Below are 12,091 nucleotides of genomic sequence, written 5' to 3'. Positions count from 1 at the left end.
CCTGCATTTGCGAAATATTAAGTGAAGTCTTGTCGCAGCGGGTGTTCAGCAGGCATATGCATCGCCATGGACCTGCCCCTTGAGAATGTCTTCACAAGCCTCGTAGCCCAGTGCTGGCGCCAGTATCACGCCCGGGTGAGCGACCATGACGTACAGCCCTTCGCACCCGTCAAGGAACGTGCGCAGTGGCAGGCCGCTGTCGGTCTTGGGCCGGTACACCGCCCGTATCGATTGCAGCGACAGTTCGCACTCCGGCTGGAACAGGCTGGCAACCGCCTGCAGGCTTTCGCGACCCAGTTCGGCCATACCCTCTTCACCAGGGAAATCGGCTGCCGACAGCAAACCGCCGCCCAGCCCTGGCCGTACTTCCAGCCCCTGCCCATACAGCAGATGGCGCAGCGGCACCTGCGCTGCACCGAAGCGCAGCAACACCGCAGGTGCTTCATGGATAGGCAGTTCCTGCCCCAGTTGACGGGCCAGGCGCTGAGCCCCCATGGCATTGGCCAGCACGACGACATCCGCATGCACGATGCCCAGACCGGTACGTACACCGGTAATGCGCGCACCCTGCACTTCCAGCGCCAGTACCTCGCGCGCCTCAAGTACCCGAGCGCCTTCAGCCTGCGCTGCCGCCAACAAGCGCTGGGCCAGTACATCAGGTTCGACCGCGAAATCGTCCGGAGCCCAGATAGCCATGCCGGGTGGCTGCACCAGGCCAGGCTCGAGCTCGCGGATGCGCTCACGCCCCACTGCGGCCATCGAAACCCCGGCCGCCTGCTGCTCGGCGAGCATGGCAAGGGTCTGCTCCTCGCTGTCGAGCCATATCAAGCCACCTTGCGCCGCCACCGGCAGTGGGCCGAGTGCCTGCGTCAGACGGGGGAACTGTGCCAGCGCACGCTGTTCCAGGGCAAAGCATGCCGGGTCTGCAGACGGCAGGCGGCTGCCCGTGCCCACCCAACCATAGGAGTGCCCGGTGACACCCCGCGCAACGCCCCGCTCGCGCTCGAGCACAGTGACCGCAGCACCACGCCGCGCCAGGTGCCAGGCGACGGACGCGCCGAGGATACCGCCGCCCACCACCACTACATGAGGAATGTTGCCTGCCATTGCGATTGTCCTTGCGCAAAGCCGAAGAAGCGCAGTGTGCGCAATTACAGCCTGAGCGTCTGTGAACAATCGTACCCAGAGCCGCTCAGGGCCTGGCCAGCAACCCGCGCAGCAACAGCTCAAGTGCGACAAGGCTTTGCGACAGGCGTGCGTCGCCCTCCTCGCCTTGGGCAATCCAGCACGCGGCTTCGGCCAGGCCGCCATAAATCAGTGAGGCCAGCGCCCGCGGCTCGGCCGGAGCCAGCACGCCTTGCTCCATCAGGTTCTGAACCAGCCGTTGCATCGTTGCCAGGCAGTGCAGATGCGATTCCTGCGAGGCGCCCCCCAGCACTGCCCGGGCATCACGCAGCACAATGCGCTGGATATCGGCTTCCAGTGCCATTTCGAGGTAGGCACGGCAACGCTGTCGCAAGCCCTCCCAGGCATCGCCGGCATTCTCGGAGATGCTGTTCAGTCGCGCGTCGACCTCACCATCGATCTGCTCCACCACTGCCGCCAACAGGCCCTTCTTGTCGCCGAAGTGGTGATAGAGCGCCCCCCGCGTCAGGCCCGCCCTGGCGGTCAGCTCATCCATCGAGGTACCCGCATAGCCATGCTCGCTGAACACCTGGCGCGCAGTGGACAACAACGTGGCGCGGGTTTCTTCCATTTCGGCGCGCGTGCGACGGACCATCACTCTCTCCTTTACATACAAACTGCATGTATTTTCGCCAACGCGCCAGGCGCTGACAACCTGCCCGTCAATAACGAAAAAGCCCGCAGCAATGCGGGCTTTTTGGCTAACGGGTTCCGGCCACAGCCGGACGCCCGATCACTCCCACTCGATGGTGGCAGGCGGCTTGCTCGAGACGTCGTAAGTGACGCGCGAAATGCCTTCGATTTCGTTGATGATACGGCCGCTGACGGTTTCCAGCAGTTCGTACGGCAGGTGTGCCCAACGCGCGGTCATGAAGTCCACGGTTTCGACGGCACGCAGGGCCACGACCCAGGCGTAGCGACGGCCGTCACCCACGACACCCACCGACTTGACCGGCTGGAACACCACGAAGGCCTGGCTGGTCTTGTGGTACCAGTCGGCCTTGCGCAGTTCTTCGATGAAGATGTGGTCGGCGCGACGCAGGATGTCGGCGTATTCCTTCTTCACTTCACCCAGGATGCGCACGCCCAGGCCCGGGCCCGGGAACGGGTGGCGGTAGACCATGTCGTACGGCAGGCCCAGCTCCAGGCCGATCTTGCGCACTTCGTCCTTGAACAATTCGCGCAGCGGCTCGACCAGCTTGAGGTTCATTTCCTCAGGCAGGCCACCGACGTTGTGGTGCGACTTGATCACGTGGGCCTTGCCGCTTTTGGCGCCAGCCGACTCGATCACGTCCGGGTAGATGGTGCCCTGGGCCAGGAACTGGATGTTGTCCAGTTTGCTGGCTTCGGCATCGAAGATGTCGATGAAGGTGCGGCCGATGATCTTGCGCTTCTTCTCCGGGTCCGCTTCGCCTTCCAGGTTGCCCAGGAACTGCGCCTCGGCGTCGGCACGGATCACCTTGACGCCCATGTTCTCCTTGAACATGGCCATCACCTGGTCGCCTTCGTGCAGGCGCAGCAGGCCGTTGTCGACGAATACGCAGGTCAACTGGTCGCCGATGGCGCGGTGCAGCAGCGCGGCAACCACGGACGAGTCGACGCCGCCAGACAGGCCCAGCAGGACGTTGGCCGAACCGACTTGCTCACGCACCTGGGCGATGGCGTCTTCGACGATGTTGGACGGGGTCCACAGGGCTTCGCAACCACAGATGTCCTGGACGAAGCGCGAGAGGATGCGACCACCTTGCTTGGTGTGGGTCACTTCCGGGTGGAACTGCACGCCGTAGTAGCCGCGCGCGTCGTCGAACATGCCGGCGATCGGGCAGCTCGGGGTGCTGGCCAGCACGTGGAAGTCGCCTGGCATCTGGGTGACCTTGTCACCGTGGCTCATCCAGACGTCCAGGCCCAGTACGCCGTCAGCGTCCACGTGGTCTTCGATGCCGTCGAGCAGACGGCTCTTGCCGACCACGTCAACGCGGGCGTAACCGAATTCGCGCAGGTCCGACCCGGTAACCTTGCCGCCCAGTTGCTCGGCCATGGTCTGCATGCCGTAGCAGATGCCCAGCAGCGGTACGTTCAGGTCGAACACGGCCTGCGGCGCGCGCGGGCTGTTGGCTTCGTGTACCGATTCGGGGCCGCCGGCGAGGATGATGCCGCGCGGGTTGAATTCGCGGATCGCTTCATCGTCCATGTCGAACGGATGCAGTTCGCAGTACACGCCGATTTCGCGCACACGGCGGGCGATCAGCTGGGTGTACTGGGAACCGAAATCGAGGATCAGGATGCGGTGAGCGTGAATGTCGAGGGCCATGACTCAATCTCTGGTGCAACTGCAAGCGTCTAGCTGCGAGCTGCAAGTTGATCGGGGAAAACGCGGTAGCTGCTGCAACGCAACTACCGCTTGAAGCTTGCTACTTACCGCTGGAGGCCTCAGCCGACCCGGTAGTTAGGGGCTTCTTTGGTGATCTGCACGTCATGCACGTGGGACTCGGCCATGCCGGCACCGGTGATGCGCACGAACTCCGGCTTGGTACGCATCTCTTCGATGGTCGCGCTGCCGGTATAGCCCATGGACGAACGCAGGCCGCCCATCAGCTGGTGGATGATCGCAGCCAGGGCGCCCTTGTACGGCACTCGGCCTTCGATACCTTCCGGTACCAGCTTCTCGGCACCGGCCGAGGAGTCCTGGAAGTAACGGTCGGAAGAGCCCTGCGCCTGTGCCATCGCACCCAGCGAGCCCATGCCGCGGTAAGCCTTGTAGGAACGGCCCTGGAACAGTTCGACTTCACCCGGGGCCTCTTCGGTACCGGCGAACATCGAACCCATCATCACGCAGGAAGCACCGGCAACGATGGCCTTGGACAGGTCACCGGAGAAGCGGATGCCACCGTCGGCGATCAGCGGCACGCCAGTGCCTTCCAGTGCGGCAGCGACGTTGGCGATGGCGCTGATCTGCGGTACGCCGACACCGGCGACGATGCGGGTGGTGCAGATCGAACCTGGGCCGATGCCGACCTTGACGGCGTCAGCGCCAGCTTCAGCCAGGGCCTTGGCCGCGGCACCGGTGGCGATGTTGCCGCCGATCACCTGAACCTGCGGGTAGGTTTCCTTGACCCAACGCACGCGGTCGATCACGCCTTTGGAGTGACCGTGGGCAGTGTCGACCACCACCACGTCAACGCCGGCGGCAACCAGGGCGGCTACGCGCTCGCCGGTGTCCTTGCCGGTACCGACCGCGGCGCCGACGCGCAGGCGACCTTGGTCGTCCTTGCTGGCCAGCGGGTAGGCCTTGGCTTTTTCGATGTCCTTGACGGTCATCATGCCCTTGAGGCTGAACTTGTCGTCGACGATCAGGACTTTTTCAAGGCGGTGCTTGTGCAGCAGCTCGCGGACTTCGTTCTTGTTGGCGCCTTCGCGCACGGTGACCAGACGCTCTTTCGGCGTCATCACATCGCGGACCTTGGCATCCAGACGGGTTTCGAAGCGCACGTCACGGGAAGTGACGATGCCGACCAGGTCGCCGTTTTCCAGCACTGGAACACCCGAAATGTTGTTCAGGCGGGTCAGGTCGAACAGGTCGCGCACGGTGGCGTCTGCTTCGATGGTGATCGGGTCCTTGACCACGCCAGCCTCGAACTTCTTGACCTTGCGGACTTCGCCGGCCTGCTGTTCGATGGTCATGTTCTTGTGGATGATGCCGATGCCGCCTTCCTGAGCCATGGCAATGGCCAGACGCGCTTCGGTCACGGTATCCATGGCAGCGGAAACCAGCGGAATGTTCAGCTCGATGCCACGAGTCAAACGGGTCTTGAGACTGACTTCATTGGGCAGTACCTCGGAATAGCCAGGTACAAGGAGGATATCGTCGAAGGTCAGGGCTTCTTGGCTGATACGCAGCATCGCGGGGGCTCCCGGGCGGGAAAAATGGAAGCGCGCCATTATACTCATGCACGGCGCGCCGCTCAATGCAAAATAAGGGCCTTCGGTCAGCCTTGTGGCAGTTTTACCTGCACCACGGCCACTGGCTGGTCCAGCCAGTCAGCGAAGCTGTCGAGAAAGGCTTGGGTGAACCCGGCCTCGCCCCAGTTGTTGAAGATGAACCCCAGGTTGGAAAAGGCACATGGCTGCAGGTAAAGAAAGCCGTTGATGTCGTCTTCGAAGCCGCACAGCGGGCAGGTGAAGTTGTCACTGACCCCTGGCATCCACTCTTCAAGGCTCTCGAACAGCGGCTCGCCGACCTCGCGCCGGCACTCCGGGCAGCCGGCTTCTTCGAGAAAACCGTTGGTCGGGGTATAGATGCAGCGCTTGAGCATGATCTCCAGGCCGTTGGCTTGTTCGCCGAACGGCAGTTTGTCCGGGTGCAGGGCCACCTTGCGCGCACCGTCGGCCAGGGCATGGCCCATGCGGTTGCCGGTGCGACCGCAGGTGGTGAGTTGTTCCTCGATGACTTTCTCGCGCACCAGCCAGCGCACGATCGCCCGGGCGCGGGCCTCGTGAGCCGGGACGGTGGAAAGCTTGGGGACGATGATGCTCTGGGTGTTCATTAAAGAGGCAAGCCTGCGAACTGCGGTAATGCAGCAATTCTACCGCTCACAGGCTCAGGTAGCGACCGATCATGGCCAGGCCGCTGGCCAGCACCAGCCAGGTGACCAGGCGCACAAAAGCCTCGCGGGACAGCTTCAGGGTCAGCCGGCGCCCGGCCCACAGGCCGACGAACATCACCGGCAACAGGCAGGCAGCGAGCAACAGCAGGCTGCTGTCGGCGTAGACTCCGGCGATCAGAAACAGCGACAGGCGCACCACGGTACTGCAACTGATCAACGCGCTCTGGGTAGCGCGCACCTGCTCTTTGGCCTCCAGGCGCGCGCTCAGATAGAGGGCATAGAGAAACCCGCCACTGCCGAACAACGCACCGAACAAGCCCCCCACCGTGCCCATGGGCACCGCCCAGAAGCCTGAAAGGTTCGCCGGGCGCACCCTCACCGCCAAGCCATAGACCGCATAGGCGCTGACGAACAACCCCATCAGCAACAGCAACACGTCAGCCTTGAGCCGCAGCAGAAACACCACGCCCAGGGTGCAGCCTATCGCCATGAAGGGCAGTAGACGCAGCAGTTCGCCACGCACCACATCACGGCGCGACGGCAGCAGGTTGCCAAAGGCCGCCACGAAGTCCAGCAGCACCAACAGCGGGATGATGCGCGACAGCGGCATGAAGTGGATCAGCACCGGGCCGGCCACCAGCGCGGTGCCGAAACCGGCAATGCCGAAGACGATGTAGGCCAGGCCGACACCGAGCAGGATGGGCAGCCAATCGAGGCCGGAGAATGGCAATTGGGTGAGCATGGCGTGTGTTCCTGGAAGGTCATGCAAAGGTTAGCCAGCCATGAGCCATGCCGACTAATATGCCTTTTTGCCATTACCTATCTCAAAAAGGCATGACATGACGTCGATCCGCCAGTTGCGTTACTTCGTGGAGATCGCTGAAAGCGGTAGCTTCAGCGTTGCCGCCGAGCGGCTGTATATCGCCCAATCGGCGCTGAGCCGGCAGATCAAGGAGCTGGAGCAGCACCTGGGAACGCCGTTGTTCGAACGTACCGCCCGGCGGCCACGGCTGACGCTTGCCGGGGACGCCTTTTTGCAGCGTGCCCGCCGCTTGCTGGCCGACCTGACGCACGCTGAGCGCATCACCCGTGACGTGGGGGATGGCTTGCAAGGCAGCTTGCGCCTGAACCATTCCAGTACCGTGCCGCTGACCGGGCCGCTGCTGGCTCGCCTGGGCTGTTACTTGCAGGGCCACCCAGGGATCTCGCTGGAAATCGCGCAGCAGTCGTCGGAGGCGCAGCTGGAGGATATTGCCGCTGGGCGGCTGGATATCGGCCTGCTGCGGCTGCCGGTGCTGCGCCAGCATGAGGGGGTGGTGCTGCATGAGCTGTTCAGCGAGCCGTTGTTGCTGGCCGTTGCGGCGGGGCACCCTTTGGCTGAAGAGGCAGTCGTGCGACTGGAGCAGTTGCGTGGGGAGCGGTTCATCTCTATCCCGCACCGTGATCGTGGCGGGTTGAGCTACCTGTCGGCGTCGTTGTGCATGGAGGCTGGGTTCTTTCCGCAGGCAGCCCAGGTGATTTCACGCAAGACCACGCAATTACAGCTGATTCAGGCGGGGTTCGGGGTGGCGCTATTGCCTGAATGCATGCGTGATATTGCGCCGGCATCGGTCAGGTTCGTGGGGTTGGGGGAACCTTGTGAGAGCACCGTGGCATTGGCCTGCAGGCGCGATGCGGGGGTGATGGTGCGGCAGTTTCTGGCGGCGATGTTGGGGGGGTGATGGGGCCCGTAGTGCATGACGGTGGTTATTCTGCGCCCTGCACTGGCAGCCCCACGTCCGCCAATCCTCTCACCTCCCAGCCCCGACACAGACAACCGCCCCCGATGTCCTTTATGATGCCCGCCATGATCAGAGACCCCTTCGAACGACTCGGCCTGGACCGCGAGGTCCTCACCGTCAGCCAGCTCAACGGCCGCGCCCGGGTGCTGCTGGAAGACGTGTTCCGCAGCGTCTGGGTGGAAGGCGAGATTTCCAACCTCGCCCGCCCGGCCTCCGGCCACATGTACTTCACCCTCAAGGACAGCGGCGCCCAGGTGCGCTGCGCGCTGTTCCGCCAGAACGCCACGCGGGTCCGCCAGGCCCTGCGTGACGGCCTGGCGGTGCGGGTGCGCGGCAAAGTCTCGCTGTTCGAAGGGCGTGGCGATTACCAACTGATCCTCGACACCGTCGAAGCGGCCGGTGACGGTGCGCTGCGCCTGGCGTTCGAAGCACTGAAAGAGAAACTCGGCGCCGAGGGCCTGTTCAGCGCCGAACGCAAGAAACCGCTGCCGGCGCATCCGCAACGCATCGGCATCATCACCTCGCCCACGGGCGCGGTGATCCGCGACATCATCAGCGTATTCGGCCGCCGCGCCCCGCAAGTCGAACTGAACCTGATACCCACCGCTGTGCAGGGCCGCGAATCCATCGCCCAGATCGTGCGCGCCGTGCAACTGGCCGACAGCCTTGGTTTCGATGCGCTGATCCTGGCACGCGGCGGCGGCTCGCTGGAAGACCTGTGGAGCTTCAACGAAGAAGCCGTGGCCCGCGCCGTGGCCGCCTGTGTCACGCCTATCGTCAGTGCCGTCGGCCATGAGACCGACGTGTCGATCTGCGATTTCGTCGCCGACGTCCGCGCGCCCACCCCGTCCGCCGCCGCCGAACTGCTGGCCCCCGACAACAGTGGCTTGCAGCACCGCCTCGACAGCCTGCAACGGCGCCTGCTGCTGCGCATGCAGAACCGCCTGAGCCACGACCGCCTGCGCGTGGAGTCGCTGGCCCGGCGCCTGCGCCACCCAGGCGAGCGTCTGCGCCAGCAGGCTCAGCGCCTGGACGATCTGGACATGCGCCTGCGTCGCGCTTTCCTCGGCAACCTCAACCAGCGCCGCGAGCGCCTGGGGCGCCTTGATACCCGCCTGGCCGCGCAGCACCCGGGGCGCACCCTGAAGCTGCTGAACCAGCGCCTGGACAGCCTTGCCGAACGCCTGCCCCGGGCCATGCGCGAGGTGCTCAAGGACCGTCGCCAGCGCTTCCAGGCCCAACTGCAGACGCTGCAAGTGGTCAGCCCGCTGGCCACCCTCGCCCGCGGCTACAGCATCCTGCTCGATGAGCGCGGCCAGGCCATCCGCAGCGCCGAGCAGACCCACAACGGCCAGCGCCTGACCGCTCGCCTGAATGAAGGCGAACTGCAGGTGCGGGTCGAAGACAACCACCTGACGCCCGTTACCCTCTCACTACTGGACTGAACCATGCCCCGCCTGTTCGCGCCCCTGCTCGCCCTTTCCCTGCTGTTGCTGGCCTGCGGCGCTCAGGCCAGCTACATCACCCGTACCTTGAACAAGCCGGTGCCCGGCGGCGTGGCCGTGGTCGACCTGGGGCCTGCCAGCACGGCGCCGAATGCACGCTTTGACGGCAAGCCGGTGCTGGTGGTCAAGGAACAGGACAACTGGCTGGCGATCGTCGGTATTCCGCTGACCCAGAAGCCCGGCACCGCCGTGCTGAGCCAGGGCGGCCGCAGCCTGCCCTTCACGGTCGGGAGCAAGAAGTACCCCGAGCAGCGCATCACCCTGAAGAACACGCGGCAGGTCAACCCGAACCCGGCGGACCTCAAGCGCATCGAGGGCGAACTGGCCGAACAGATCAAGGCCTACCGCAGCTTCAGCCCGGCCCTGCCGAGCAACCTGATTCTCGACAAGCCGGTCAACGGCCCACTGTCGAGCAAGTTCGGCGTGCGCCGCTTCTTCAATGGCGAAGAGCGCAACCCGCATGCCGGCCTGGACTTCGCCGTGCCCGCCGGTACGCCCATCAAGACCCCGGCCAATGGCAAAGTGATCTTGGTGGGTGATTATTTCTTCAACGGCCGTACCGTGTTCGTCGACCATGGCCAGGGCTTCATCAGCATGTTCTGCCACATGTCGAAAATCGATGTGGCCGTGGGGCAGGCGCTGCGCCGCGGTGAGGTGGTTGGCCGGGTTGGCTCGACCGGGCGGGCTACCGGGCCGCACATGCACTGGAATGTCAGCCTGAATGATGCGCGGGTGGACCCGGCCATCTTCATTGGTGCATTCCAGCCCTGAAAGGGCGGGCTTCTTCGCGGGGTTACCCGCGAGAAGCCGGCACTGACACCCCACTTCCCGTGTCTTGCGCCATCAAAACCTACAGCGCAAAAACCCGAAAGCCTCGCAGCAATAAGCGCTACAAAATCTCGCCATCCAGCTTTTTTTAAGCATTCCTCTCAATTTTTCGCGAACACTTGCCATCCCTCACCCCGCTGGCTTAGGGTTGAAGCATGAAAACCTCCAGCACCCTCATTCTGCTCCGACAACATCGCAGCCTCTGCCTGGTCAGCGCACGACTACCAGGTTGAATCGCGTCGCCTCGCCTCTTCATCTCGTTATTGCTCGGCAGGCCCGATCTCGGCCGCATACAAAAGGATTGCTTCCATGACCATGCTCAAAGACCCTTCGAAGAAATACCGCGCCTTCCCGACCATCGACCTGCCTGATCGCACCTGGCCATCGAAAACCATCACCGCAGCGCCGATCTGGTGCAGCTCCGACCTGCGTGATGGCAACCAGTCGCTGATCGAGCCGATGGATGCGGAGAAGAAGCTGCGTTTCTGGAAGACCTTGGTGCAGGTTGGCGTGAAGGAGATCGAAGCCTCGTTCCCGTCCGCTTCGCAGACCGACTTCGACTTCGTGCGCACCCTGATCGAAGATGGCCACATCCCGGACGACACCACCATCCAGGTGCTGACCCAGGCCCGTGAAGACCTGATCGCCCGTACCTTCGAATCGCTGCGTGGGGCCAAGAAGGCCATCGTCCACCTGTACAACGCGACCAGCCCGTCGTTCCGCCGCATCGTCTTCAACCAAGACAAGCAAGGCGTGAAGGACATCGCCGTGAACGCGGCCAAACTGTTCGTCAAGTACGCTGCCCAGCAGCCGGACACCCAGTGGACTTTCCAGTACTCGCCCGAAACCTTCAGCGCCACCGAGCTGGAGTTCGCCAAGGAAGTCTGCGACGCGGTCATTGAAGTGTGGAACCCAACGCCTGAGCACAAGCTCATCCTCAACCTGCCAGCCACCGTGGAAGTCGCCACGCCGAACATCTACGCCGACCAGATCGAGTGGTTCTGCCGCAACATCAGCCGCCGTGACAGCGTGATCATCAGCCTGCACTGCCACAACGACCGTGGCACCGGCATCGCCGCCACCGAGCTGGGCCTGATGGCCGGCGCCGACCGCGCCGAAGGCTGCCTGTTCGGCAACGGCGAGCGTACCGGCAACGTCGACCTGGTGACCTTGGCACTGAACCTCTATACCCAAGGCATCGACCCACAACTGGACTTCTCCGACATCGACGGCGTGCGCAAGGTCGTCGAAGAGTGCAACCAGTTGCCGGTGCACCCGCGTCATCCGTATGTCGGCGACCTGGTTCACACTGCGTTCTCCGGCTCGCACCAGGACGCCATCCGCAAAGGCTTCGCCAAGCAACAGGAAGGCGAACTGTGGGAAGTGCCGTACCTGCCGATCGACCCGGCCGACATCGGCCGCAGCTACGAGGCGGTGATCCGCGTCAACAGCCAGTCGGGCAAAGGCGGCATCACCTACCTGCTGGAACAGGAATACGGCATCAGCCTGCCACGCCGCATGCAGATCGAGTTCAGCCAGGTGGTCCAGGGTGAAACCGACCGCCTGGGCCTGGAAATGACTGCCAAGCAGATCTACAGCCTGCTGCAGAAAGAGTACCTCCAGGCCAACGCCCCGTATGCACTGGTCAGCCACCGCCTGCAGGAAGAAAACGGCCACAGCGCCGTGGAAGTGGAAGTCGCTGGTGAAGGCGAAACCACCCTGCACTGGCGCGGCAAGGGCAATGGCGCCCTGGAAGCCCTGGTCGCCGGCCTGCCGATTGCCGTGGAGATCATGGACTACAACGAGCACGCCATCGGTGCCGGTACCAACGCCAAGGCGGCGGCCTACATCGAGCTGCGCGTGGCCGGTGGCCGCCCGGTGCATGGTGTGGGCATCGACGAGAACATCACCACCGCCAGCTTCAAGGCGCTGTTCAGTGCGCTGAACCGCTCGCTGAGCCAGCAAGAGGCCAAGGCGGCGTAAGCTGCGGTTTGATGGCCAAGAGCCCGCATCCTTGATGCGGGCTTTTTTATTGCCCGAACTGGCCCTTTCGCGGGGCAAGCCCGCTCCCACAGAATGGACTGCCCCCAAGAAGTTGGACAAAAAATCCAACCCTTGGGGGGACCGATGGGCAAATACACAGAGCAGTTCAAACTCACAGCCATCTCAGCCTACCTAGATGGTAGCG

At 63.7% G+C, this 12,091-nt stretch carries 10 protein-coding genes; 4 read left to right on the top strand and 6 right to left on the bottom strand.

Annotated features, from left to right (window positions below; translation table 11 throughout):
- Nucleotides 1-45 precede the first annotated feature (45 nt).
- The 6 genes from HU766_RS05325 to HU766_RS05300 all read right to left on the bottom strand — a co-directional run bounded on the left by HU766_RS05325 (nucleotide 46) and on the right by HU766_RS05300 (nucleotide 6,531).
- Entirely contained in the window at nucleotides 46-1,107 is a 1,062-nt protein-coding gene (locus HU766_RS05325; RefSeq protein WP_186654252.1) for an FAD-binding oxidoreductase, read from the bottom strand.
- Nucleotides 1,108-1,192: 85 nt separating this feature from the next.
- Nucleotides 1,193-1,780, bottom strand: coding sequence for a TetR/AcrR family transcriptional regulator (locus HU766_RS05320; RefSeq protein WP_186654250.1), 588 nt, complete (start codon nucleotides 1,778-1,780; stop codon nucleotides 1,193-1,195).
- Nucleotides 1,781-1,918: 138 nt separating this feature from the next.
- The gene (gene guaA / locus HU766_RS05315; RefSeq protein WP_027595681.1) at nucleotides 1,919-3,496 is read right to left on the bottom strand and encodes a glutamine-hydrolyzing GMP synthase; all 1,578 of its coding nucleotides are present in this window, start codon (nucleotides 3,494-3,496) and stop codon (nucleotides 1,919-1,921) included.
- 119 nt (nucleotides 3,497-3,615) lie between these two features.
- A complete protein-coding gene (guaB, locus tag HU766_RS05310) occupies nucleotides 3,616-5,085 on the bottom strand; it encodes an IMP dehydrogenase (RefSeq protein WP_027595680.1) in 1,470 nt (489 codons plus the stop codon).
- Nucleotides 5,086-5,171: 86 nt separating this feature from the next.
- On the bottom strand, nucleotides 5,172-5,729 hold the full coding sequence (locus HU766_RS05305) for a hypothetical protein (RefSeq protein WP_033701006.1): 558 nt from the start codon (nucleotides 5,727-5,729) through the stop codon (nucleotides 5,172-5,174).
- A gap of 46 nt (nucleotides 5,730-5,775) precedes the next feature.
- Nucleotides 5,776-6,531, bottom strand: coding sequence for a sulfite exporter TauE/SafE family protein (locus tag HU766_RS05300; RefSeq protein WP_186654247.1), 756 nt, complete (start codon nucleotides 6,529-6,531; stop codon nucleotides 5,776-5,778).
- 97 nt (nucleotides 6,532-6,628) lie between these two features.
- Between HU766_RS05300 and HU766_RS05295 the strand changes: the two genes are divergently transcribed.
- From HU766_RS05295 to leuA, 4 genes are all read left to right on the top strand, one after another.
- Nucleotides 6,629-7,510: a LysR substrate-binding domain-containing protein gene (locus HU766_RS05295; protein ID WP_186654245.1), complete on the top strand. Its 882-nt coding sequence runs from the start codon at nucleotides 6,629-6,631 to the stop codon at nucleotides 7,508-7,510.
- 125 nt (nucleotides 7,511-7,635) lie between these two features.
- Nucleotides 7,636-9,015, top strand: a complete 1,380-nt coding sequence (gene xseA / locus HU766_RS05290) for an exodeoxyribonuclease VII large subunit (RefSeq protein WP_033701011.1) — start codon at nucleotides 7,636-7,638, stop codon at nucleotides 9,013-9,015.
- Nucleotides 9,016-9,018: 3 nt separating this feature from the next.
- Nucleotides 9,019-9,846, top strand: a complete 828-nt coding sequence (locus tag HU766_RS05285) for a M23 family metallopeptidase (protein ID WP_033701012.1) — start codon at nucleotides 9,019-9,021, stop codon at nucleotides 9,844-9,846.
- Nucleotides 9,847-10,212: 366 nt separating this feature from the next.
- Entirely contained in the window at nucleotides 10,213-11,886 is a 1,674-nt protein-coding gene (gene leuA, locus HU766_RS05280; RefSeq protein ID WP_033701014.1) for a 2-isopropylmalate synthase, read from the top strand.
- Nucleotides 11,887-12,091 lie beyond the last annotated feature (205 nt).

This window comes from Pseudomonas sp. SWRI77, assembly GCF_014269105.1.
Lineage (GTDB): Bacteria > Pseudomonadota > Gammaproteobacteria > Pseudomonadales > Pseudomonadaceae > Aquipseudomonas > Aquipseudomonas capeferrum.
This window is presented reverse-complemented; position numbering and strand designations above follow the sequence as displayed.